The following is a 24,108-nucleotide window of genomic DNA, read 5'->3' as shown; positions in this document are numbered from 1 at the left end:
ACGGCGTCGGATGTTCGCCGTGCGCGTAGCGCCGCCGCACGTGCGCGGCCCGCCGCCCGGCGGTGTGGCGGCATGACGTCGGCCTGTGCGGAGCACGACGTCGACACTGTCCTCAGAGGTCGGGGCACTATCGTGTGCGGAATGAGTTCGAGCCCTCGCTTCCGCCGGATCGCCACCGCCGCGGTCAGCGCCCTGGTGTTGCTGGCGTTGCTCGTCGTCGGCACGCAGGTGCAGGTGCCCTACGCCGCTCTCGGTCCCGGACCGACGCTGAACACATTGGGGATGACGAAGGTCGAGCAGGACGGCAAGGTCGTCGAACGCAAGGTCGTACAGATCGACGGTGCGCCCCTCGACAAGACCACCGGCAACCTGAACCTCACCACGGTGTCGGTGAGCGACGGGCTCACACTCTTCGACGCCCTGGGCATGTGGATGTCCGGGAAGTACGCGCTGACCCCGCGCGACGAGGTGTATCCGCCGGACCGCAGCACCGAACAGGTACAGCAGGAGAACGCCCAGCAGATGGCGGGGTCGGAGGAGGACGCCACCGTCGCGGCCCTGCGGTTCCTGGACCGTCCCACGGTCCTGCGCATCGCCGCTGTGGGCGCCGACGGGCCGTCGGCCGACGTCCTGCGCGCCGGCGACGTGGTCACCAGGGCCGGGGGAGTCGAGGTCGAGACCAGCAAGGAATTGCGCGACGTCGTGTCGAAGAATCCGCCGGGCACGGTGCTTCCGCTGGAGATCGTGCGGCAGGGCACGCCGCAGACCGTGACCGTCACGCTCGCCCCGCATCCCGGCGACGAGAAGGCCGGATTCCTCGGGGTCACGGCCGAGGTCGCCAACGCCGACCCTTCGCTCGAGGTCACCTACACCGTCGGCGACATCGGTGGACCGTCGGCGGGCATGATGCTGGCGCTCTCGGTCGTCGACCAGTTGAGTCCCGGCGAACTGACGCACGGCAAGTTCATCGCGGGAACGGGCACGATCTCGGCCGACGGTGACGTGGGGCCGATCGGCGGCATCACCCACAAGACACGGGCGGCCCGCGACGCCGGTGCGACGGTGTTCCTGGTCCCGGGCCGCAACTGCGCGGAGGCGGTCTCCGACCGTCCCGACGGACTCGAACTGGTCAAGGTCGAGACGCTCGACGGCGCGGTCGACGCCCTCGACGCGATCGGTTCGGGACGCCCGGCCCCGTCCTGCTGACGGACCGGCGGTCCATCGGTCAGGACTCCGGCGAGTCCGGGGCGAAGGTCTCGTGCAGCGCTGCCCGTAGCTCGAGCGCGAGCTGGGGGTGGGTGCGGAGTTCGGGTACCTCGTCGGGCTCGGACCGGAGCCGCAGCAGAGCCAGGTCGGGGCCGTTGCGCAGCACCCCGACGACCAGCCGGGCGACGTCCTCGTCCGGCCGGTGATCACCGGTCTCGGTGACGACGTACTTCGGTGTGCCGTCGTCATCGGGGCCTGGAGGGGTGACGACGATCTCGAGCGCCACCGCCGCCCCGGCGACCGCTGCGGGCCAGATCGCGGTGGCCAGGAATTCGTCGAGGTCGTCGCACTCCTCCTCCACGGGCGTGAAGACCGACCGGTCGTGGTCGGCGACGACGCCGGGAACGCGCTCGACGAGCAGGGATGTGGGCACGAGCGCGTACACCGCCGGCGGCTGCCCCCAGCCACCGGCATCGAGGTGATCCATGATCTCGCTCAGCGAGCTTCCGAGGTCGTCGGTGGAGAAGCCGCGTGGTGTCGTCGCGTTGTCGGGCATCCGACCATCTTGCCCCGGCGGGGCGCACCCGGGAACCGTGACCGGTCCCGGATCGTTGTCCCACCGCCCGAGTGTGATCGGCATTCGGGCGGTGCCAGTACAGTGGGCACCACGCCCAGGCTTGCGCGTCACGCAGGGCGTTGTCCGAATTGAGAGCTTTGGAGAGTGGGTCTGGTGGGCGTCCGAGGGCCGGCAGGAATGCCGACACTGTCACGCAGGAGCAAGATCGTCATCGGCCTCGGCGTTGCCGTGCTGGTCCTCTTGCTCATCGGACCACGACTGATCGGTCTTGCCACCGACTGGCTGTGGTTCCGTGATGTGGGGTACTCGAGCGTGTTCGGCACGGTCATCTGGACCCGCGTCATCCTCTTCCTGATCACGACTGTTGTCGTCGGCCTGATCATCTTCGGCGCGGTGGCCCTGGCCTACCGGTCCCGGCCGGTGTTCGTGCCCACCGCGGGACCCAACGATCCGCTCGCGCGCTACCGGACCGCCATCATGACCAAGGTCCGGTGGTTCGCCGTGGTGCCGGCCCTGATCATCGGCGCACTCGCCGGTCTCGTCGCGCAGGGTTCCTGGGCGACGGTCCAGATGTTCCTGCACGGGACCTCGTTCGGCCAGACCGATCCGCAGTTCAACCTCGACATCGGCTTCTACGCCTTCGATCTGCCGTTCTACCGGTTCGTGCTGAATCTCCTGTTCGTCGTGGTCGTCGTGGCGTTCCTCGCCAACCTGGTCACCCACTACCTCTTCGGCGGCATCCGGCTTGGCCAGGGCGGGGGTTCGGTCACGATGGCCGCCCGTATCCAGCTCGCCGTTCTGGCCGGCACCTTCCTGTTGCTCAAGGCGGCGGCCTACTGGCTCGACCGGTACAACCTGCTCTCGAGTCAGCGCAAGGCCGAGATCTTCCCGGGTGCCAGCTACACCGACATCAATGCGGTCCTGCCGTCCAAGCTCATCCTCATGGCGATCGCGATCATCTGTGCCGTCGCGTTCTTCGCCGCCATCGTGCTGCGGGATCTGCGCATCCCCGCCCTCGCAACCGTGCTGATGCTGTTCTCGGCACTGCTGATCGGTGTGGGCTGGCCGCTCACCATGGAGCAGTTCTCGGTGAAGCCGAACGCCGCGCAGAAGGAAGCCGAATACATCCAGCGGGCGATCAACTCCACGCGGGAGGCCTACGGCATCGGGCCGGACAAGGTCATCACGCAGAAGGACTGGACCGCCGAGCCCGCGAATCCCGCACTCGTCAACGGTGACACCCCGACGCTGTCGAATGTCCGCATCCTGGACCCGAACGTGGTGTCGCCGACGTTCATCCAGCAGCAGCAGCGCCAGAACTTCTACGGCTTCCCGACGCAGCTCGCCGTCGACCGCTACAAGATCGACGGCGAACTGCGCGACTTCGTGGTCGCGGTGCGTGAACTCGACCCGAGCCGCTACCTCGAGAACCAGCAGAACTGGCTGAACAAGCATCTCGTCTACACCCACGGCAACGGCTTCGTCGCCGCGCCGGCGAACCGGGTCAACGAGTCGGTCGACGAGAACGACATCGACGGCGGCGGAGACCCGTTCTACTACGTCAGCGACACCACGAATTACCAGACCGAGGCGTACAAGCGCGACGCCCCGATCAAGGTGACACAGCCGCGCATCTACTTCGGTGAGCTTCTCGCGAAGATCGACCCCGACTACGCGATCGTCGGCTCCGAAGGCGGTGAGCCCCGCGAACACGACATGGGCGACGCCAAGTACACCTACCAGGGGCCGGCGGGCGTCCCGCTGAGCAACTGGTTCACCCGACTCCTCTATGCGGGCAAGTACGCGGAGCGCAACTTCCTGCTGTCGGGCGAGATCACCTCGGCGTCGAAGATCATCTACAACCGCGACCCGCGGGACCGCGTCAAGCAGATCGCGCCGTGGCTGACCGTCGACTCCAAGACCTACCCGGCGGTCATGGAGGACGGCTCGATCAAGTGGATCGTCGACGGCTACACCACGCTCGACAACTTCCCGTACTCGCAGCCGACGTCGCTGCAGAGCGCGACCGCCGACGCCCAGGACCTCAACCCCGGTCAGACCGGACGTACGCAGGTCAACAAGACCGTGTCGTACGTGCGCAACTCGGTGAAGGCCACGGTCGACGCCTACACCGGTGAGGTCAAGCTGTACGAGTTCGACACCGAGGACCCGGTCCTCAAGACGTGGATGAAGGTCTTCCCGGGATCGGTCGCCTCGCGTGCCGAGTTCGACAAGCAGACCTCGTTGCGCGAGCACGTCCGGTACCCGGAGGATCTGTTCAAGATCCAGCGGGCGCTTCTGACGCGCTACCACGTCGACACCCCGGGAACGTTCTTCCAGGCGAACGACTTCTGGTCGGTGCCGTCGGACCCGACGAGCCCCGACGCCGAACAGCGTGGACTCGATCAGCCGCCGTACTACTTCGTGGCCTCGGACCCGGAGAGCAAGCAGGCGTCGTTCCAGCTCACCTCGGTCCTCACACGACTCAACCGTCCGATCCTCGGTGCCTACCTCACCGTTGCCTCGGACCCGGAGAACTACGGACAGATCACCGTCAAGGAGTTGCCGGGCAACAACCAGCGGTCGGGACCGAAGCAGGCGTTCAACCCGATGAAGACCGATGGTCGAGTCGCCGAATCACTCAAGTCCCTCGAGAACACGGCGAAGGTGACGTTCGGCAACTTGCTGACGCTGCCGGTCGGCGACAACGGCATCCTGTACGTCGTCCCGATGTATGCGCAGGCCCAGGGCGAAGAGGCCTTCCCGCGGTTGTTCCGGGTGATCACCCGGTACGAGCCGAAGGAACGAGAGGCCCGGATCGGTTATGCGCCCACGACGGCCGAGGCACTGCGCCAGGTCGGGATCACGCCGGCCGCCGGTGTGGTTCCCGGTGAACAGCAGCCCACCCAGCCGGACCGGCCTGAGCAGCAGGGTGGGACGACGAGCCCGCAGCTGCCGGCTCCTCCGCAGGGTGGTACACCCGAGCGCGATGCCGCGGTGAAGGCGATCGGAGACGCGCTCAGCGCGCTGCGCGACGCGCAGACCAAGGGCGACTTCGCCGGTTATGGCGCGGCCCTCGATCAGCTGAACAAGGCTGTGACACAGTACGAGTCACTACCGAAGCAGAACTGAACCGGGTGGATCCGATCGACGCGCCCCACACGGGGGCGTGTCGATCGGGCAGTAGTAACGATCCGAGCGTTACGTGCGTCGGGTACCGCTAGCCGCGGTACTTGCGCACGTAGCGCTCTTTTTCGTCCGCGGTGTTGTCCGGTAGCACCGGGCTGTGGTGATACCGGTGACCGATGGTGAAGAAGATCGAGACGGTCAAGCCGAACGCTGCGACCGTGACCACTGCGAACAGGACTGCGAGGCCTGTGTTGCCGGAGGCCATGTGGACCAGCCACAGTGCAGCCGACAGGAAGCCGCCGAGCGCGGATACGAATCCGATGAAGCTCATCGGATGGTTGCCGTGGCTCTCATGGTGGAAGTGGGCGGACATGGTCCCTCCTCGGTGGTGGGTCGGCCGGGTTCGGGTAGCGCCGATTCTACGCCCGAAGGTGACTCGGCTCACAGTGATGGTGGTCCGCCGACGCAGGTCAGGTACGGCGCCGTGACCTGTGCTTAACGGTCTTCCGTGACCGCGATCACTCCTATACGCCCAGTTCAGCCGCGGTTTCGGGATCGATTTGCATCGCTGACGAGCGCATGTGTAACGTGGTGTTCACCAACGCGGGGTGGAGCAGCTCGGTAGCTCGCTGGGCTCATAACCCAGAGGTCGCAGGTTCAAATCCTGTCCCCGCTACCAACACAAGAACCCCCGCCCGGGACTCCCGGGCGGGGGTTCTTGCTATGTGCTTCTCATGTGTGCGGAGCCGATGCCCGAGCGACGGCCGGCCTGGCGCGGTGCTCGAACCGCAGGTGCGTGGAGCTCGCCCGGTTGCGGGATGGGGGCCGATCCAGATCGGCCGGCACCGGTCTCCGGAGCGGACCGAGGAATTTCTTCACCGAATCTCGCGCGAATCCGCCGCGGTTGTGCATGCCGACCTCGGCGCCGATCCCCAATCACCCCTTCTGACCAGGCGATTTGACGTTGGGGACCCACGTGCGTAACTTATGTCGAGTCAGCGAGCCACGGCGCCGCCCCGGAAGACCTGAGAGGGTCTGAAGGCGGGGAGTGGAGACCGGGTTCTTCGCTGGCCGCCCCCGAACTTCGAGTTCGAGACTTCGTGTCTTGGATGAGGTGTGCGGGGTTGCCAGATCCCCTGAGTTCGAGAAACTTCGGATTTGCGGACTGAGGATCGGGTCTGGTAGGCTGGAAGAGTTGCCCCGGAGACGGGGTTGACGCGGAAAGTCAGAACAAGTCTGCTGGTGAAAGCCCTTGTCGGGGTGAGTATCTGGTGGGTGTGTGTTCTTTGAGAACTCGATAGTGTGATGATGAATTGTCTGATGCCATTTTGGCATCGTGCATTCTTTATGGATGTAGATGTTTATTGTGTGTGGCGCTCGGCCCCGTCTGGGTGTCACATGTTTTTGCTAGTTTTGGATTGGTCAGGTTTTGCTTTCCTGATTGTGTTGAAACGCTGGCACCTTTTGGGTGTTGGTTTTGTTTCGCTATTTTTTCATGGAGAGTTTGATCCTGGCTCAGGACGAACGCTGGCGGCGTGCTTAACACATGCAAGTCGAACGGAAGGGCCCGCTTGCGGGTACTCGAGTGGCGAACGGGTGAGTAACACGTGGGTGATCTGCCCTGGACTCTGGGATAAGCCTGGGAAACTGGGTCTAATACCGGATATGACCTTACATCGCATGGTGTTTGGTGGAAAGCTTTTGCGGTTCAGGATGGGCCCGCGGCCTATCAGCTTGTTGGTGGGGTAATGGCCTACCAAGGCGACGACGGGTAGCCGACCTGAGAGGGTGATCGGCCACACTGGGACTGAGACACGGCCCAGACTCCTACGGGAGGCAGCAGTGGGGAATATTGCACAATGGGCGCAAGCCTGATGCAGCGACGCCGCGTGAGGGATGACGGCCTTCGGGTTGTAAACCTCTTTCACCAGGGACGAAGCGCAAGTGACGGTACCTGGAGAAGAAGCACCGGCCAACTACGTGCCAGCAGCCGCGGTAATACGTAGGGTGCGAGCGTTGTCCGGAATTACTGGGCGTAAAGAGCTCGTAGGCGGTTTGTCGCGTCGTCTGTGAAATTCTGCAACTCAATTGTAGGCGTGCAGGCGATACGGGCAGACTTGAGTACTACAGGGGAGACTGGAATTCCTGGTGTAGCGGTGAAATGCGCAGATATCAGGAGGAACACCGGTGGCGAAGGCGGGTCTCTGGGTAGTAACTGACGCTGAGGAGCGAAAGCGTGGGTAGCGAACAGGATTAGATACCCTGGTAGTCCACGCCGTAAACGGTGGGTACTAGGTGTGGGGCTCATTTCACGAGTTCCGTGCCGTAGCTAACGCATTAAGTACCCCGCCTGGGGAGTACGGCCGCAAGGCTAAAACTCAAAGGAATTGACGGGGGCCCGCACAAGCGGCGGAGCATGTGGATTAATTCGATGCAACGCGAAGAACCTTACCTGGGTTTGACATACACCAGAAAGCTATAGAGATATAGCCCCCTTGTGGTTGGTGTACAGGTGGTGCATGGCTGTCGTCAGCTCGTGTCGTGAGATGTTGGGTTAAGTCCCGCAACGAGCGCAACCCTTGTCCTGTATTGCCAGCGGGTTATGCCGGGGACTTGCAGGAGACTGCCGGGGTCAACTCGGAGGAAGGTGGGGATGACGTCAAGTCATCATGCCCCTTATGTCCAGGGCTTCACACATGCTACAATGGCTGGTACAGAGGGCTGCGATACCGTGAGGTGGAGCGAATCCCTTAAAGCCAGTCTCAGTTCGGATTGGGGTCTGCAACTCGACCCCATGAAGTCGGAGTCGCTAGTAATCGCAGATCAGCAACGCTGCGGTGAATACGTTCCCGGGCCTTGTACACACCGCCCGTCACGTCATGAAAGTCGGTAACACCCGAAGCCGGTGGCCTAACCCCTTGTGGGAGGGAGCTGTCGAAGGTGGGATCGGCGATTGGGACGAAGTCGTAACAAGGTAGCCGTACCGGAAGGTGCGGCTGGATCACCTCCTTTCTAAGGAGCACACAACATCACGTGTTTCTGCAGGCGTATGTTCTGCGGCGCGTGTGTGTTCGAGGGTGAAACATCAGACAGGCTCACCGCTTCCACACCTGTGGAAGTTTGGGGGGTTGCTGCTGGGTCGTGAGGCCGGCGGGTTCATCGCACACTATCGGGGTTCTGAGAGAACACGCGGCATGCTTTCGGGTGTGCAACGGGTTGTCTCTGACCTAACTGTTCGGCCAATCATGCTGGTGAGGTGTCCTGTGATGGGGCGCGGAGGTGTGGGTGGTGGGATGGTGTGTGTTGTTTGAGAAGTGCATAGTGGATGCGAGCATCTTTATTTCAAATCAACAATTTTTTGTTGGTCTGTGATTTAGCAGAAAGAATGTTTTGTGTTGTCTACATTCGATCCTCGCCGAACATGATCCTTTGGGGTTGTGTGCAGCTTTCGGGTTGTGTGGTGGGGGTGGTTTGTAGGTGTTGTTGTAAGTGTGTAAGGGCGTTCGGTGGATGCCTTGGTACCAGGAGCCGATGAAGGACGTGGTAGGCCGCGATAGTCCTCGGGGAGTTGTCAAACGAGCTGTGATCCGAGGGTGTCCGAATGGGGAAACCCAGCACGAGTGATGTCGTGTTACCCACCTCTGAATGTATAGGGGGTGTGGAGGGAACGTGGGGAAGTGAAACATCTCAGTACCCATAGGAAGAGAAAACAAAAGTGATTCCGTGAGTAGTGGCGAGCGAAAGCGGATGAGGCTAAACCATGCGCATGTGATACCGGGTAGGGGTTGTGTGTGTGGTGTTGTGGGGTTCATCTTCTTCCATCTGCCTGTGGAAGCGTGAGTCAGAAAATCGTGTGTTAGGTGAAGTGGCCTGGAATGGTCTGCCGTAGACGGTGAGAGTCCGGTAGCTGAAAACACATGGTCTTGCGTGATGTTCTCCCAAGTAGCAGCGGGCTCGTGGAATCTGCTGTGAATCTGCCGGGACCACCCGGTAAGCCTGAATACTTCCTGGTGACCGATAGCGGACAAGTACCGTGAGGGAAAGGTGAAAAGTACCCCGGGAGGGGAGTGAAATAGTACCTGAAACCGGACGCTTACAATCCGTCAGAGCCTGCGCCTTCGGGGTGGGTGATGGCGTGCCTTTTGAAGAATGAGCCTGCGAGTTAGTGCTCGGTGGCGAGGTTAACCCGTGTGGGGTAGCCGTAGCGAAAGCGAGTCTGAATAGGGCGTTTGAGTCGCCGGGTCTAGACCCGAAGCGGAGTGATCTACCCATGGCCAGGGTGAAGCGACGGTAAGACGTCGTGGAGGCCCGAACCCACTTCAGTTGAAAATGGAGGGGATGAGCTGTGGGTAGGGGTGAAAGGCCAATCAAACTCCGTGATAGCTGGTTCTCCCCGAAATGCATTTAGGTGCAGCGTCACATGTTTCTTACCGGAGGTAGAGCTACTGGATGGCCGATGGGCCCCACAGGGTTACTGACGTCAGCCAAACTCCGAATGCCGGTAAGTGAGAGTGTGGCAGTGAGACTGCGGGCGATAAGGTTCGTAGTCGAGAGGGAAACAGCCCAGATCGCCGGCTAAGGCCCCTAAGCGTGTACTAAGTGGAAAAGGATGTGGGGTCGCGAAGACAACCAGGAGGTTGGCTTAGAAGCAGCCACCCTTGAAAGAGTGCGTAATAGCTCACTGGTCAAGTGATCCTGCGCCGACAATGTAGCGGGGCTCAAGTACACCGCCGAAGCCGCGGCACTCACACAATAGCCCGTTCTCCGTTTACGGATGGTGAACCAGGTGTGTGGGTGGGTAGGGGAGCGTCCTGCATCCGTGGAAGCCACAGAGTGATCTAGTGGTGGAGGGTGTGGGAGTGAGAATGCAGGCATGAGTAGCGAAAGCAGAGTGAGAAACTCTGCCGCCGAATGACCAAGGGTTCCTGGGCCAGGCTAATCCGCCCAGGGTGAGTCGGGACCTAAGGCGAGGCCGACAGGCGTAGTCGATGGACAACGGGTTGATATTCCCGTACCCGTGTATCCGCGCCCATGCTGAATCAGTTGTACTAACCATCCAGATCCCCCAGGAGCACCTTCGGGTGCCGGGTGGGGTGATGCATGGGACCTTGGCTGGTAGTAGGCAAGCGATGGGGTGACGCAGGAAGGTAGTGGGGCCAGTCAGTGGTTGTACTGGTGTAAGCCTGTAGGGCGTGTTCTAGGCAAATCCGGAACACAGTGAGCCTGAGAGGTGATGCGTAGCCGTTGCGGTGAATTCCATGATCCTATGCTGCCGAGAAAAGCCTCTAGTGAGTTGGTACACGGCCCGTACCCCAAACCAACACAGGTGGTCAGGTAGAGAATACTAAGGCGATCGAGAGAACTGTGGTTAAGGAACTCGGCAAAATGCCCCCGTAACTTCGGGAGAAGGGGGACCCATCCTGGTGACGAGATTTACTCTCTGAGCTGGTGTGGGTCGCAGAGACCAGAGAGAAGCGACTGTTTACTAAAACACAGGTCCGTGCGAAGTCGTAAGACGATGTATACGGACTGACGCCTGCCCGGTGCTGGAAGGTTAAGAGGACCGGTTAGTTCCTTTCGGGGAGCGAAGCTGAGAATTTAAGCCCCAGTAAACGGCGGTGGTAACTATAACCATCCTAAGGTAGCGAAATTCCTTGTCGGGTAAGTTCCGACCTGCACGAATGGCGTAACGACTTCTCTGCTGTCTCAACCACAGACTCGGCGAAATTGCAGTACGAGTAAAGATGCTCGTTACGCGCGGCAGGACGAAAAGACCCCGGGACCTTCACTATAGCTTGGTATTGGTGTTCGGTTCGGTTTGTGTAGGATAGGTGGGAGACTGTGAAGTGGGCACGCCAGTGTTCATGGAGTCGTTGTTGAAATACCACTCTGATCGTATTGGACTTCTAACCTCGGACCCTGATCGGGTTCAGGGACAGTGCCTGGTGGGTAGTTTAACTGGGGCGGTTGCCTCCTAAAAGGTAACGGAGGCGCCCAAAGGTTCCCTCAGCCTGGTTGGCAATCAGGTGTTGAGTGTAAGTGCACAAGGGAGCTTGACTGTGAGACGTACATGTCGAGCAGGGACGAAAGTCGGGACTAGTGATCCGGCACCGGCAAGTGGAAGCGGTGTCGCTCAACGGATAAAAGGTACCCCGGGGATAACAGGCTGATCTTCCCCAAGAGTCCATATCGACGGGATGGTTTGGCACCTCGATGTCGGCTCGTCGCATCCTGGGGCTGGAGTAGGTCCCAAGGGTTGGGCTGTTCGCCCATTAAAGCGGCACGCGAGCTGGGTTTAGAACGTCGTGAGACAGTTCGGTCTCTATCCGCCGCGCGCGTAAGAAACTTGAGGAAACCTGTCCCTAGTACGAGAGGACCGGGACGGACGAACCTCTGGTGTGCCAGTTGTCCCGCCAGGGGCACCGCTGGTTAGCTACGTTCGGAAGGGATAACCGCTGAAAGCATCTAAGCGGGAAGCCTGTTCCAAGATGAGGTTTCTCACCCCCTTTGCGGGGTTAAGGCCCCCTACAGACCATGGGGTTGATAGGCCAGAACTGTACGCACAGCAATGTGTTCAGGTGACTGGTACTAATCGGCCGAGGACTTACCAACAACACCCACACACCACAAAAACATTCTGTTTTGGTGTGTTCGCATCCACTATGCATCTTCTGAGACAACACACGAACAAACAAACACCAGCGGTTTGTGGTTGTTTCACAATGTTACGGCGGCCATAGCGGAGGGGAAACGCCCGGCCCCATTCCGAACCCGGAAGCTAAGCCCTCCAGCGCCAATGGTACTGCACCTTAATCAGTGTGGGAGAGTAGGACACCGCCGAACACAACTTCCACTGTGGCCCTTCACGACACCGTTCGTGAAGGGCCACAGTGCATTTCAGCGCTCGGGTCGGTTCAGGACGGATGCGGCGTCCAAGCCATGAGAATGCCCCGCGACCTAGTTGTCGCTGGGGCATTTCTCGTTCATGCGTCCTCAGCTGAGGTGGTGCACCTCGGCCAGGCCGTAGACCGGAGTGTCGAGGCCCTCGTACCGAGCCTTCAGCTGAAGGGCCAGGTACAGCGAGTAGTGGCGGGACTGGTGCAGATTGCCTCCGTGGAACCAGAGGCCCGGCTGCTGCGTCGGCTTCCACATGTTGCGCTGCTCGCCCTCCCACGGTCCGGGGTCCTTGGTGGTCTCCGATCCCAGTCCCCAGACCTTGCCGACGCGGTCGGCGACCTCTTGTCCCATGAGGTCGGCGGCCCAGCCGTTCATCGATCCGAATCCGGTGGCGTAAACCACGACATCGGCCTCGAGTGCGGTGCCGTCGGACAGGACCACCGCGGTCTCGGTGAGATGATCGAGCTGACCCTGGACCAGCTTGATGGTGCCGTTGGCGATGAGTTCGCTGGCGCCGACATCGATGTAGTAGCCCGAGCCGCGTCGTAGGTACTTCATGAAGAGACCCGAGTCGTCGTCCCCGAAGTCGAGCTGGAAGCCGGCCGCCTCGAGACGGTCGTAGAACTGCTTGTCCTGCTCGCGGATCTGGTTGTACACCGGCACCTGGAACTCGTGCATGATCCGGTAGGGCAGCGAGGCGAAGGTGAGATCGGCTTTCTTGGTGGTCATCCCGGAGGCGACCGCCTCCTCGCTGTAGAGGCCGCCGAGAGCGATCGACCGTAGCGAATCCGACTTCACGATGTGCGTTGACGATCGTTGCACCATCGTGGTGTCGACGCCGGTGTCGACGAGCGCCTTGCAGATGTCGTGGGCGGAGTTGTTCGACCCGATCACGACCACCTTCTTGCCCGCGTAGGCGTCGGGTCCCGGATGCCGGCTGGAGTGATGCTGTTCGCCGGCGAAGATGTCCTGACCCGGAACGGTCGGGATCGAGGGCTTACCGGACATACCGGTGGCGAGAACGAGCTGCATCGGATGAAGAGTCAGGCGTTCGCCGTCGCGGTCGAGTTCGACCGTCCAGCGTTCCTGGTCCTCGTCGTAGGTGGCCGACAGGCAGGTGGTCTTGCTCCAGTACGGCACCTCCATGACCTTGGTGTAGAACTCCAGCCAGTCGCCGATCTTGTCCTTGGGTGCGAACACCGGCCAGTTCTCCGGGAAGGGGAGGTACGGGAGGTGGTCGTACCAGACCGGGTCGTGTAGGCAGAGAGACTTGTACCGCTTGCGCCACTGATCACCGGGCCGGTCGTTGACGGTCCACGACGACCGACGGCACCCCGAGTTGCCGGAGGCGTGCGCCCAGCGCGATCCCGCCCTGTCCGCCGCCGATGACGAGGACGTAGGGCTGTGCCGTGCGGCCCAGCTCGCGCTCTTCGTCGGCCTTCTTCTCGGCCCAGGATCGGGTGTCGGGATCGGAACCATGTACGGCACCCAGCACGCGGGTGGGGCCCCGGCTCTCCTCGTACCCCTTCAGCTCCTGCATGGTGGTGAGGAGCGTCCAGGCGCGATCGGTGCCGTCGGCGTCCGGGCGGATACGTAGGTGACCCTCGCAGCGTCCGACGGCGGTCTCGAAGGAGATGAAGGCCGACGCCACACCGTCGCCGTCATCGGCGGCCTCCTCGGTCGTCGCGAAGCCCGCGGGACGGGTGTCGGCCAGACGAGCAAGGAGCATGTCGGTGATCTGCTCGTGGCCTTCGACGGTCTTGATGTTCCAGGTGAACGCCGTCAGATCGCGCCAATAGCTGTCGGTGAGGAACGCAGCTGTCGCCCGACCGACGTCGAGCGAGGCCAGCGCGGCTTCGAACTCCTCCAGCCACGCGTCGATCCGCTGCTGCGGGGTCCGGCCGGTGCTGACGACCGGCTCGAGCGTCTGGGTCATGGTGTCTCCTCAACAGTTCGGGTGGTCCACCCCCGAAAGTGACGCGGACCACAGTCTTGCTGAGGACAGCAGACGCCACGCCTATCCACCGCGGCAAGGGTTGCAGCCCGTTGCGACCCGACCCCTTCTTGCATCGATTCTGTGATGTGACGCACAATCTTCGTGATGATGACTTCCGACCACGTCTCCGATCTGGAGCCTGCGGTTCAGGCCGGCGACGATCCGAGGGAGTTCGCCCACGTCCTCAGCGCCGTCCACGACGCGGCGATGTCGGGTGGGCGGATGCCGGCACGTCCGCGCCGCCGTGATCGACGACTCGTGGCAGCGGTTCCGTAAGGCGGGCCTCGACCCGGACGCGGACTCTGCCGTCGAAAGACGACTGGACGTGGAAGAACTCGAGGAGCGCCGCCGCCAATCGGGGCTTGTCGAGGTCGTCGACGAACTCGCCCGCGGTCTCGACTCGCTCATCGCCGACGGCGACAACATCCTGGTGATCGCGGATGCGCGGGGTCATGTGCTGTGGCGCAGCGGGTCGTCGAGGGTGCTCAGCCGCGCCGATCAGCTGGGCTTCATCGAGGGCGCCGACTGGGCCGAGAGCTCGGTGGGCACCAATGCGATCGGCACCGCCCTGATGTCCGGCCGGTCCATCCAGGTGTTCTCCGCCGAGCACTTCGTGCGCAGCCATCACTCCTGGACGTGCTCCGGCGCGCCGATCAAGGACCCGCGCACCGGTGACGTGCTCGGCGTCGTCGACGTGAGTGGGCCGGCGGCGACGATCCATCCCACCACGCTGGCGCTCGTGCACGCCGTCGCGCGGCTTGCCGAGTCCCAGCTGCGAGAACGGCATCATCGACGTCTGGACTGCCTACGCGCGGTCGCTGCCCCGATCCTGGCCCGCTCACCGGGTCCGGCGCTGGCCGTGGACGTCGACGGCTGGGTGGCGGCTGTCGACGCGGTGTCCCCGCGAGCCCGGCTGCTGTTGCCGCGTGGCGTGGGACCCGGCCGGACCTTCTTCGGTGCGCTCGGTGAGTGCGATGTGGAGGCGCTGCCGGGCGGCTGGCTGGTTCGGGTCGCCGACGCGGTGGATGCGTCGCCGACGCGGGTGTCGATGCGCACGGTCACGACCGCTTTCGGCGGTGAGTGCGTCGCGGTCTCGGTCGAGGGAGCCAGCGGCGGATGGACCCACCGGTGTTCGCCGCGTCACGGGGACATCCTCACCCACCTCGCCCGGCATCGCAGCGGGGTCGCCGCGGCGCAGATGTCGACGCACCTCTTCGGCGTCGATGACCGGACGGTGACCGTGCGCGCCGAGATGTCGCGGCTGCGCAAGCGGTTCGGCGGTCTCCTGGTGGCGGGGCCGTATCGCTTCGCCGACGGGGTCGAGGTGCGGCTGGACGGCTGAGTGCCGAGAACCGCCCCGGAAAACCAACCGATGGGGTCGCGCCGCGCGCATACCGTCGTCGGCTGCGTCCAGGAGGGCGGATCTCCGGGGTGGATTCGTTGTTCTCCGTCAGTCGAACTCGGCCAGGACCAGCCCTCGGTCATAGGCGAAGACGATTGCTGCCGCGCGATCCCGCAGGTCGAGCTTGGTGAAGATGTGGTTCACGTGGCTCTTCACCGTCACCTGCGAAATGCCGAGTGCTGAACCGATTTCGCCATTAGTCAGCCCGCGGGCGATCAGGCGCAGGACGTCGGTCTCGCGGTCGGTCAGGTCCGGCGCGGTCGAGGTCCGTTCGCGGCCGGCACGCCGGAAGCCGTTGAGTACGCGTTCGGTGACCGCGGGATCGAGGAAGGCGCCGTCGCGGACCACAGCCCGCACCGCCCAGATCAGCGCCTCGGCAGGCGAGTCCTTCAGGATGAAACCCGCGGCCCCCGCACGCAGTGCGCCGGACAGCAGATCGTCGTCGTCGAAGGTGGTCAGCACCAGCACCGGGGGCGGTTTCCGGAGTGTCCGCAGCATCGTCGTGGCCGTGATGCCGTCGATGTTGCGCATGCGGAGATCCATCACCACGATGTCCGGCCGGTGTTCGGCCACCGCCGCGAGAACCTCTGAGCCGTCTGCACATTCGCCGACGATGTCGAAACCGTCGCGGAGTCGGAGGATGCGCCGCAGTCCGGTGCGGATCAGTTCCTGGTCGTCGACGAGCAGGACGCGGATCGATTCGGCGACCGTGTCGGTGGGACCCGCGCCCGACCTGTTGCCGGTCGTCATACGCTCAGCCCGTCGGTCATGACCCGTGCCGGCAGTGTGGCGTGGACCATCCAGGTCCCATCGTCGTGCCGGGTCTCGAGTGTGCCGCCGAGCAAGGCGGCGCGTTGTGTCATGCCGTCGATGCCGGCGCCGCCCCGATCCCGCGCCCGTGCGCCGAGGTGTGGATTCTCGATGATGATCTCGACCGAATCGTCCACGGTGACGTTCACCGCCGCCCGGTTGGCGGTCGAGTGTTTGACGACGTTGGCGAGGGACTCCTGCGTGATCCGGTACAGGGCGGCCGAGACCGGATCGGGGAGCGAGGCGAGGTCGCCGGCCACCCGATAGGAGACGTGGACGCCCGCCTTCCGGTAGTCGTCGATCAGCGCGGTGAGATCGCGGCCACCGGGCGCTGCCGTGGGCGGTTGCGACTCGTCGGCGCCGAGTACGTGCACGATCGTCCGGATCTCGGACATGGCCTGCCGGCCCTGGCGTTCGGCGTCGGTGAGGGCGTCGATTGCCTCATCGACGTCGCGATCTTGTTCCAATGCGCGCCGCGCGCCGGTGACGTTGAGCATGGTGATCGACAACGAGTGTGCGATGACATCGTGGATTTCCCGGGCGATGCGGCGGCGCTCGTCGCTGGCGGCGCGGTCGGCACGCTCGCGCAGGACGCGGGCACGGTTGTCGGACAGGCGTTTCTGGATCAGGACCATGTAGCCGATCAGCCACCCGCACGCGACACCGAGCGCGTACAGCGCCGGGGACTCGAGGCCACCGAAGATCCCGAACCCCACGACCAGCGCGATGCACAACGCCACCACGCGTATTCCGGTGCGCAGCGAGTACATCGCGGCACCGATGGCCGCCGACAGGATCAGCTGCAGGGGCGCGGCGTCGTTGGGCACCGGATCCATCAGGAAGCACAGCGTGCTCGCGAGCACGGTGAAGCACACGAAGGACGACGGCGGCACACTCAGATCGAGGACGAGAGTGACGCAGGCGAGCACGAGCCCGGCGATCACCCAGCCGGGCCGATCGAACGGGTATCGCTGCGCCACCGAGACCACCGTGACGACCACACTCGCCGACAGGATGACCGCGGGATACAGCGGCGGATAGTCCCCGCCGGCGCGTTCGACCCGACGCCGCAGTTCGGCTCCGAGGTCTGCTGTGAAGCTCGTCACCGTTCCAGAATAGGTCCGCAGCCCGCTCCCACCTCCGCCCACCGATGGATTCTGGCCTCCACCCATGGGTGGAGGTCAGTTCATCCCACGGCATGGCGTTTCGGGGTCTTCATCTCCATAGCGTTGTGAGCAGCACGTTTACCCCCCTGGCGAGAGGACGAGACGATGATGCTGTTCCCCGGACGCAACGGCCCGCGATGGGTCGCGTCACCCGCTGTTCCGGAACTACACGGACTGTCCGCGGGACGCCCGGTGGTCGTCGGCGTCTCCGGAAGCGAGGCGTCGCGCCGGGCCATCAAGACCGCCGTGCGCGCGACCGGCGGGACGTCCGACGTGATTCTCGTCTGTGCGACACGACGCAGCCGACGAGACGAGGCCCCGACCGGACTCCACGATGCACTCAAGGGCGAGTCCTATCTGCTGACCGGGCAGGCCACGGTCGCCGAGCAGCTGCGGACCGCACGCGAACTCGCGATCTGGCTCGGTGCACGGTCGGTGGAGATCGTCACCGACTTCGGCGACCCGGTGACGGTGCTGCAGCACGCTGCCGATCGCCTCGGCGCCGGGGCGGTCGTGCTGGGCACGTCCGGTCGGCGGCCCGGGTGGACGGCGAAGAGTCTTGCCCGCCGACTCGATTCCGAGGTGGATCTCGTCGTCACCGACGGGAGGCTGCATCAGCACCGCCGGTTCGCGACGCGCGAGGCATCGCTCCGCACCATCCGCTGGACACCGGGATGGACCGCTCCGCAACGCGGCCTTGCCTCCCGCTGAAGGCTTGGGAGGTGCGCATGCGCATCACCGACGAGGCACGTCTCAGGGAGATCGTCGGGCATCCGATCCTGGTGGTGGAGACCGCAAGGTCCTGTACTTGTCTACTTCGACACGCTTCTCCGCACGCTGCTCGACCGCGTCGAGCACTGAGGCGGTGAGCTCGTCCGCGGGCTCCAGTGGCAGTGTGTGGTGGGTTCCGCTGTGCAACATGATGATCCGCGCATCGGGTAGGTGCTCCCGAAGTCGCGCCGCGACACGGGGAGAGTGGTGTGCCCGGCTGTCGGGCGCGAAGATCGCGGTGACGATCTTGCCGCCCTGCAGCTTCGAGAATTCCTCTCGGGACGGGCGTTTCGGAACGATCGTCGGGCCGGTGGGGTACTGCGCTCCGGCGCAGTACATCTCGATCCACGTGCGGTCGAGGGTGGCGTCGCGGGTCTCCCACGACAGGAACCGGCGTTGCCGCCGCGGAGTCGGTGCGATGAGCGTCGGCACTGCGTGGGCGAGATAGCGCAGTCGCAGGCCGGCGAAACATGAGGTCGGGTCGAGGAGGACGAGTCGCCGCACCCTCTCTCGGTGGACGCCGGTCGCGTAGGCCAGCGCGATCATCGCGCCGTACGAATGGCCCACCAGGTCAACGGATTCGACATCGAGGGCGTCGAACGTCGCGTCCAGCCAGGTCGACAGATCGTCGGTTGTGCGCGGTCGGCCGGGCCCGGGGCGAGAGCGACCGGCGTCGCCGATGATGTCGACGGTGAGTACCCGACGCGACTCTGCGAGGCGGCCGGCCACATTCACATACGACCCGGATGTCGCGCCACCGCCCGGGAGCAGGACGATGGGCGTGCCCGGCGAGGTGCCGTAACTGTTGACCCGAGTCACCCCGTGGCCGCTCTCGACCTCGAGGGGCCGACCTCCTCCGCGTGCGATGAGGGCGTCGTAGGCGGTGAAGAACCTCGTGCCGTCAGGCGAATCGGCGAACTCCTGCAGTGACGGTCGTGCCACGGGGCCGCTCCGATCTGTCTAATATCTCGATGATCGAGAGAGTAGATCATCGAGAATATGTCGTAAAGTGGTCGGCGTGGAACATGACGACCTGGTCCATCGTCTGCGGGCGCTGACCGTCGAACTCGAGTTGCTCGGGTCGGAGTTCGCGTCGCGGAACGTCCTGCATGCCACTGACGTGCGTGCGCTCATCGCCCTCCTCGACCGTTCGCGGGCAGGGGAAATCGCAACCCCCGGCTGGCTTGCCGGTCACCTGGGACTCAACAGCGCATCGACGACCGCGTTGATCGATCGGCTGGAAGGTCGGGGCCTGGTCTCCCGGGCGCGCGACGACGCGGATCGTCGACGGGTCACGCTGTACGTCACCGACGCGGCCCAGGAGATGGGTTGGGGCTTCTTCGGTCCGCTCATCGACCGGGTCCGGACCGTGGTCGACGACTTCTCGGCGGCCGAGCTCAACACCGTCCGCGCCTTCCTCGACCACGTCACCGCGGCGGTGGGGGAGCTGCGCAACGCCTGACCGAGCGTGGTGCGTGACCGTTCGTCGCCTGCAGGTGACCGATCGGCGCAGGTTGAGAGATCCGATTCGGTGCCGGCCATCACACCGATACCCTCTAGGGGCGGCGGGGCACATGAGGTGTCCCGCCCTGCGCGCGAGAACGGCGAAAGGATGGCCATGGGCCGGTACACCGAAGCATTCACCCAGGCGGTCGACGATCGTGAAGGCTTTTGGCTCGAGGCCGCCCGGGCCGTCGACTGGACCGTGCGGCCCGCTCGCGCCCTCGACGACTCGGCCGCACCGTTCTACCGATGGTTTCCCGACGGCGAGCTGAACACGTCGTACAACGCCCTCGACCGGCACGTGCAGGCCGGAAACGGCGACCGCCCCGCACTCATCTGGGATTCGGCGATGGTCGGCGAGGTCCGCCGTTACACCTATGCCGAACTGCTCGACGAGGTCTCGCGCTTCGCGGGTGTCCTCGCCGCCCGGGGCATCGCCGCCGGTGACCGCGTCGTCATCTACATGCCGATGATCCCGGAGGCCGCGATCGCGATGCTGGCCTGCGCGCGGATCGGTGCCGTCCACTCGGTGGTCTTCGGTGGGTTCGCCGCACCCGAACTCGCCACCCGCATCGACGACGCCGAGCCGGTCGCTGTCGTCACCGCCTCCGGTGGTCTGGAACCGGGGCGCGCGGTCGAGTACCTGCCGATGGTGGCGAGGGCGATCGAACTGTCGGCCAGTGCTCCGCAGACCGTCATCGTCAAGGATCGTCCCGAGATCAACGGCTCCGCAGCCGATCACGACGGTTGGCTGGACTGGGATTCCGCGATGGGCGACGCCCGGGCCGTCGATCCGGTGCCCGTCGCCGCGACCGATCCGCTCTACATCCTCTACACCTCCGGCACCACCGGAAAGCCCAAGGGTGTGGTCCGCGACAATGGCGGCCATGCCGTCGCGCTGACCTGGTCGATGAAGAACATCTACGGCATCTCCGCCGGTGACGTGTGGTGGACGGCGTCCGACGTCGGCTGGGTCGTCGGCCACTCCTACATCGTGTACGCGCCGCTGCTGGTCGGTGCGACGACCGTGATGTACGAGGGCAAGCCGGTCGGTACGCCGGACGCCGGTGCCTTCTGGCGCGTCATCGCCGACCACGGCGTCAAGGCACTCTTCACCGCGCCGACCGCGATCCGCGCCGTCCGCAAAGCCGACCCGAATGCCGCGGAGCTGGCGAAGTACGACGTGTCGACGCTCCACACGTTGTTCGCGGCAGGCGAGCGACTCGACCCGGACACCTTCACCTGGGCCTCGGGGGTTCTCGGGGTGCTGGTCGTCGACCATTGGTGGCAGACCGAGACCGGCTGGGCCATAGCGGCGAATCTTCGTGGCCTGGAACCGATGCCGATCAAGGCGGGGTCGCCGACGGTCCCCGTTCCCGGCTATCAGGTGGGCGTCGTCGACGCGGAGGGCAAGCAGGTGGGCGCGAATGAGGAGGGCAACATCGTCATCACCCTCCCGCTGCCGCCGGGGACGCTGACCGGTTTGTGGCGCGACGAGGAGCGCTACCGCAAGTCCTACCTCGCCGCCTTCGAGGGGTACTACCTGACCGGCGACAGCGGATATCTCGACTCCGACGGGTACGTGTTCGTCCTGGGACGCTCGGATGACGTGATCAACGTTGCCGGGCACCGGCTTTCGACCGGAAGTATCGAGGCGGTCGTGGCGTCGCATCCGGCGGTCGCCGAATGCGCGGTCATCGGGATCCACGACGATCTCAAAGGGCAGCGCCCGAGCGGTTACGTGGTGCTGAAGTCGGGTGTCGAGATCGAGGCGGACACGCTGCGGAGCGAGCTGGTCGCCAAGGTGCGCAACGAGATCGGCGCCGTCGCGACCTTCCGCGATGTGACGGTGGTGCCGGCGCTGCCCAAGACGCGGTCGGGCAAGATCCTGCGCAAGACGATGCGCCAGATCGCCGACCACGAGGAGTACACGGTCCCGTCGACCATCGAGGACCCGGACGTCCTGACCGCGCTCGCCGAGCAGCTCAAGGGCTGACGGGCGTCACGACGTGCGCGACCGCATCCTCCGCACCGCGATAGCCCTCGTCCCGTTCGTCGGGCTGGTCGGCACGATCGTCATGACGGTGATCGACGTGCTGGCACCGGGAGGCGACCTCGGCCGGGATCTGCTCGAGAACTCGGTGCTGTGGATGATCGGTGTACAGGGCTGGATGACCGGTTGCGGTCACATGTTCTTCGGCGAGCCGATCGCGGAGTCGATCGGCTGGCCGTCGAAGACGCCGTGGCAGTGGGAGGTCGGTCTCGCCAGCCTGGCGACCGGTGTGCTGGGCGTCATCGCCTCCGGTTTCGGTGACGAGTTCACCCTGGCCACGATCATCGCGTTCTCCGTGTTCTACCTGGGTGCCGCCGTCGGACACGTGCGGGAGATGGTGACGCACCGGAACTTCAAGGCGGGCAACGCCGGACCGATCTTCTTCTTCGACGTGCTGGTGCCGGTCTATCTGATCGTGTTGTACACGGTCGTCACGTAGCGGAGACTTGGTCGCGTGCATGTGGACAAGCACGACGAACTCCCCGTCGATCCCGACGAACGGCCGCTGCATCTGCGCGTGCACGCCCTGGCGTGGGTGTTCGCGGGAGGGCTGATCGGTACGGGCGTGCGGTACTGGGCAGAGGAGACGTTCCCCGCCGCCGAGGGGCACTGGCCGTGGGCGACGTTCGCGGTCAACATCATCGGCGCCTTCGTCCTCGGTGCGCTCCTGGAACTGCTTGCGCGGCTTGGCCATGACGAGGGCTGGCGCCAGCGGGTGAGGTTGTTCGGTGGCACCGGCATCTGCGGGGCGCTGACCACCTACAGCACGTTCGCGCTGGAGATCTCGGAACTGACCCGCGCGTCGGCGGTGGTGACCGCCATCGCGTACGCGGCGGTCAGCGTCGTGCTCGGTCTCGGCGCGGCAGCCGGCGGGATCGCCGCCGCCTCGGGATTCGCGGCACGACGGAGGCGCCGATGATCGCCCTCGCCGTGGTGGTGGCGGGAGCGCTCGGAGCGGTGGTGCGCTTCGTCGTCGACGGTGCGGTCAAATGGAAGTGGCCCAGCATCACCCCGTGGGGGACCTTCGTCATCAACGTGACCGGTTCGGCATTGCTCGGTGTGCTCGCCGGTCTGGTGATCTTCCAGGGGGCTCCGCATGAACTGCAGGCCGTCGTCGGCACCGGATTCTGTGGCGGTTACACCACTTTCAGCACCGCGAGCTTCGAGGTCGTCCGCCTGGCGGAGAACCGGCAGAGGCTGGTCGCGGCCGGGTACGCCGGAATCACGCTGACCGTATCGGTCGCCGCATGTGCCGTCGGTCTGGCACTAGTCGGGGCGGCCTGAGGTCCACCGGCGCCGAACGCATTCGTCCCCGCCACCTTCGTCGAAGCGGCGGGGACGAAAAGCGCACGGTCAGAGGCTCACTTGAGCTCGGCGCTGCTCTTGTTCAGCACGCGGCGGGCGATGATGAGGTTCTGGATCTGCTGGGTGCCCTCGAAGATGTCGAGGATCTTCGAGTCGCGGGCCCACTTCTCCACCAGCAGGCGCTCCGAGTACCCGAGCGTGCCGGTCAGCTCGACCACCTTGTTGGTGATGTCGGTGACGGTGCGTCCGGCCTTGGCCTTCGACATCGACGCCTCGGTCGAGTTCGGTTGCTTGTTGTCGGCCATCCAGGTGGCGCGCATCGTGTGCAGGTAGGCCGCCTCGAAGTCGGCCTCCATGCGCAGGAACTCGGCGGCCGCGGCGTGCTGGTCGGCGGCGGGACGGTCGTAGTCGACCTCGATGCCGGCCTCGTCGAGAATGCGGCGCAGTTCCTCGAGCGCGGCACGCGCGACACCGACCGCCATGCCCGCGACGAGGGGACGGGTGTTGTCGAAGGTCTGCATGACCCCGCCGAACCCCTTCTTGGTGTCCACCTCGGGGGAGCCGAGCAGGTTCTCCTTGGGGATCCGGCAGTTCTCGAACCGGATCACCGCGGTGTCGGAGACACGGATGCCCAGTTTGTGTTCCAGCCGAACGACTTCCACCCCGGGGTGCTCACGCGGGACCACGAAGCTCTTGATGGCGGCGCGGCCCAGGCTCTTGTCGACGGTCGCCCACACGACGATGTGGGTGGCGCGCGAGCCGGCGGTCACGAAGATCTTCTCGCCGTTGATGACGTACTCGTCGCCGTCGAGGGTGGCGGTGGTGCTCACGGCCGCCGAGTCGGAGCCGAAGCTGGGCTCGGTGATGGCCATCGCGGCCCATACCTTTCCGAACCGCTCCAGCTGTTCGTCGGTGGCCACCGCGGCGATCGCCGAGTTCCCCAGACCCTGGTAGGGGATGGACAGCATGAGACCGAGGTCGCCCCAGCATGTTTCGATTACGTTGAGCGCCGACTGCATGTTGCCGCCGTTGACCACCGCGCCCTCTTCGCGCGGCTTCGCCTTCTTCTGCTGGCTGCGACCGCCGTCGGCACCCGCGCCGGCCTGCCCGGTCTCGGAGAGACCGTCGTAGAGGCTGGCCAGGGTGTCGAGTTCGACCGGGTAATCGTGTTCGCGCAGATCGTATTTGCGCGAGATGGGCCGGAAGATCTCCGCCGCCGCCTGGTGTGCCTGGTCGATGGTGACGTGCAGCTTCTTCGGGAGTTCGAGATTGATGCTCATGTCAGTTTCCTTG

14 protein-coding genes, 1 tRNA gene, 3 rRNA genes and 2 pseudogenes are annotated in these 24,108 nt (G+C 64.5%); 13 read left to right on the top strand and 7 right to left on the bottom strand.

The annotated features are described in order from the left end of the window. Positions 1-141 precede the first annotated feature (141 nt). Complete coding sequence (locus GAA2_RS17285; RefSeq protein ID WP_191834486.1) at positions 142-1,206, top strand: PDZ domain-containing protein; 1,065 nt, start codon at positions 142-144, stop codon at positions 1,204-1,206. A 19-nt stretch (positions 1,207-1,225) separates the two neighbouring features. Here the strand turns inward: GAA2_RS17285 and GAA2_RS17280 are convergent, their stop codons facing one another. Continuing rightward, complete coding sequence (locus tag GAA2_RS17280) at positions 1,226-1,762, bottom strand: PPA1309 family protein (RefSeq protein ID WP_096274993.1); 537 nt, start codon at positions 1,760-1,762, stop codon at positions 1,226-1,228. 165 nt (positions 1,763-1,927) lie between these two features. On the opposite strand from GAA2_RS17280, the gene GAA2_RS17275 reads away from it, so the two are divergent. Then, positions 1,928-4,915, top strand: coding sequence for a UPF0182 family protein (locus GAA2_RS17275; protein ID WP_191834485.1), 2,988 nt, complete (start codon positions 1,928-1,930; stop codon positions 4,913-4,915). Positions 4,916-5,003: 88 nt separating this feature from the next. Here GAA2_RS17275 and GAA2_RS17270 read toward each other — a convergent pair whose 3' ends face one another. Then, the gene (locus GAA2_RS17270) at positions 5,004-5,285 is read right to left on the bottom strand and encodes a hypothetical protein (protein WP_006437374.1); all 282 of its coding nucleotides are present in this window, start codon (positions 5,283-5,285) and stop codon (positions 5,004-5,006) included. Positions 5,286-5,514: 229 nt separating this feature from the next. Between GAA2_RS17270 and GAA2_RS17265 the strand changes: the two genes are divergently transcribed. From GAA2_RS17265 to rrf, 4 genes are all read left to right on the top strand, one after another. Then, positions 5,515-5,591: transfer RNA gene (locus GAA2_RS17265), tRNA-Met, on the top strand. 813 nt (positions 5,592-6,404) lie between these two features. Next, positions 6,405-7,924, top strand: a 16S ribosomal RNA gene (locus tag GAA2_RS17260). Between the two features lie 471 nt (positions 7,925-8,395). Continuing rightward, positions 8,396-11,524 (top strand): 23S ribosomal RNA (locus GAA2_RS17255). A gap of 114 nt (positions 11,525-11,638) precedes the next feature. Next, positions 11,639-11,755: ribosomal RNA gene (gene rrf, locus GAA2_RS17250) — 5S ribosomal RNA — on the top strand. Together the 16S, 23S and 5S rRNA genes form the textbook arrangement of a ribosomal RNA operon. Positions 11,756-11,905: 150 nt before the next feature. Here rrf and GAA2_RS17245 read toward each other — a convergent pair. Continuing rightward, a pseudogene (locus tag GAA2_RS17245) lies at positions 11,906-13,745 on the bottom strand (flavin-containing monooxygenase). Between the two features lie 165 nt (positions 13,746-13,910). Between GAA2_RS17245 and GAA2_RS17240 the strand changes: the two are divergent. Then, positions 13,911-15,147: pseudogene (locus tag GAA2_RS17240) on the top strand (GAF domain-containing protein). A gap of 108 nt (positions 15,148-15,255) precedes the next feature. Here the strand turns inward: GAA2_RS17240 and GAA2_RS17235 are convergent. Continuing rightward, positions 15,256-15,957 (bottom strand): response regulator, encoded by a 702-nt coding sequence (locus tag GAA2_RS17235; protein ID WP_024498187.1) that lies wholly within the window; start codon positions 15,955-15,957, stop codon positions 15,256-15,258. Further along, positions 15,954-17,123: a sensor histidine kinase gene (locus GAA2_RS17230; protein WP_248664811.1), complete on the bottom strand. Its 1,170-nt coding sequence runs from the start codon at positions 17,121-17,123 to the stop codon at positions 15,954-15,956. The genes GAA2_RS17235 and GAA2_RS17230 overlap by 4 nt, the downstream gene beginning before the upstream one ends. A gap of 165 nt (positions 17,124-17,288) precedes the next feature. Here GAA2_RS17230 and GAA2_RS17225 point away from each other — a divergent pair, with 165 nt between their 5' ends. Beyond that, positions 17,289-17,894, top strand: a complete 606-nt coding sequence (locus GAA2_RS17225) for a universal stress protein (protein WP_024498189.1) — start codon at positions 17,289-17,291, stop codon at positions 17,892-17,894. A gap of 42 nt (positions 17,895-17,936) precedes the next feature. Here the strand turns inward: GAA2_RS17225 and GAA2_RS17220 are convergent, their stop codons facing one another. After that, positions 17,937-18,896: an alpha/beta fold hydrolase gene (locus GAA2_RS17220; protein WP_024498190.1), complete on the bottom strand. Its 960-nt coding sequence runs from the start codon at positions 18,894-18,896 to the stop codon at positions 17,937-17,939. 76 nt (positions 18,897-18,972) lie between these two features. Between GAA2_RS17220 and GAA2_RS17215 the strand changes: the two genes are divergently transcribed. The 5 genes from GAA2_RS17215 to GAA2_RS17195 all read left to right on the top strand — a co-directional run bounded on the left by GAA2_RS17215 (position 18,973) and on the right by GAA2_RS17195 (position 22,794). Then, positions 18,973-19,416 carry a MarR family winged helix-turn-helix transcriptional regulator gene (locus GAA2_RS17215; protein WP_051349584.1) on the top strand — a complete coding sequence of 148 codons (444 nt, stop codon included), beginning with the start codon at positions 18,973-18,975 and terminating at the stop codon, positions 19,414-19,416. 156 nt (positions 19,417-19,572) lie between these two features. Then, the gene (locus tag GAA2_RS17210; RefSeq protein ID WP_191834483.1) at positions 19,573-21,453 is read left to right on the top strand and encodes a propionyl-CoA synthetase; all 1,881 of its coding nucleotides are present in this window, start codon (positions 19,573-19,575) and stop codon (positions 21,451-21,453) included. A 13-nt stretch (positions 21,454-21,466) separates the two neighbouring features. After that, positions 21,467-21,949 carry a DUF6790 family protein gene (locus tag GAA2_RS17205; RefSeq protein ID WP_191834482.1) on the top strand — a complete coding sequence of 161 codons (483 nt, stop codon included), beginning with the start codon at positions 21,467-21,469 and terminating at the stop codon, positions 21,947-21,949. 15 nt (positions 21,950-21,964) lie between these two features. Then, positions 21,965-22,429: a fluoride efflux transporter CrcB gene (gene crcB, locus GAA2_RS17200; RefSeq protein WP_191834481.1), complete on the top strand. Its 465-nt coding sequence runs from the start codon at positions 21,965-21,967 to the stop codon at positions 22,427-22,429. After that, a complete protein-coding gene (locus GAA2_RS17195; RefSeq protein WP_006435860.1) occupies positions 22,426-22,794 on the top strand; it encodes a fluoride efflux transporter FluC in 369 nt (122 codons plus the stop codon). Before crcB ends, GAA2_RS17195 begins: the two co-directional genes overlap by 4 nt. Before the next feature lie 77 nt (positions 22,795-22,871). Here the strand turns inward: GAA2_RS17195 and GAA2_RS17190 are convergent, their stop codons facing one another. Continuing rightward, the gene (locus GAA2_RS17190) at positions 22,872-24,095 is read right to left on the bottom strand and encodes an acyl-CoA dehydrogenase family protein (RefSeq protein ID WP_024498195.1); all 1,224 of its coding nucleotides are present in this window, start codon (positions 24,093-24,095) and stop codon (positions 22,872-22,874) included. Positions 24,096-24,108: the final 13 nt, after the last annotated feature.

The sequence above is a fragment of the Gordonia ajococcus genome, assembly GCF_012974285.1.
Taxonomy (GTDB): Bacteria; Actinomycetota; Actinomycetes; order Mycobacteriales; family Mycobacteriaceae; genus Gordonia; species Gordonia amicalis.
This window is presented reverse-complemented; position numbering and strand designations above follow the sequence as displayed.

Excerpts from the sequence above, each read along its gene's own strand:
- GAA2_RS17285 (WP_191834486.1), top strand. The coding sequence starts at position 142 with ATGAGTTCGAGCCCTCGCTTCCGCCGGATCGCCACCGCCGCGGTCAGC.
- GAA2_RS17280 (WP_096274993.1), bottom strand. The coding sequence starts at position 1,762 with ATGCCCGACAACGCGACGACACCACGCGGCTTCTCCACCGACGACCTC.
- GAA2_RS17270 (WP_006437374.1), bottom strand. The coding sequence starts at position 5,285 with ATGTCCGCCCACTTCCACCATGAGAGCCACGGCAACCATCCGATGAGC.
- GAA2_RS17235 (WP_024498187.1), bottom strand. The coding sequence starts at position 15,957 with ATGACGACCGGCAACAGGTCGGGCGCGGGTCCCACCGACACGGTCGCC.
- GAA2_RS17225 (WP_024498189.1), top strand. The coding sequence starts at position 17,289 with ATGATGCTGTTCCCCGGACGCAACGGCCCGCGATGGGTCGCGTCACCC.
- GAA2_RS17210 (WP_191834483.1), top strand. The coding sequence starts at position 19,573 with ATGGGCCGGTACACCGAAGCATTCACCCAGGCGGTCGACGATCGTGAA.
- GAA2_RS17195 (WP_006435860.1), top strand. The coding sequence starts at position 22,426 with ATGATCGCCCTCGCCGTGGTGGTGGCGGGAGCGCTCGGAGCGGTGGTG.
- GAA2_RS17190 (WP_024498195.1), bottom strand. The coding sequence starts at position 24,095 with ATGAGCATCAATCTCGAACTCCCGAAGAAGCTGCACGTCACCATCGAC.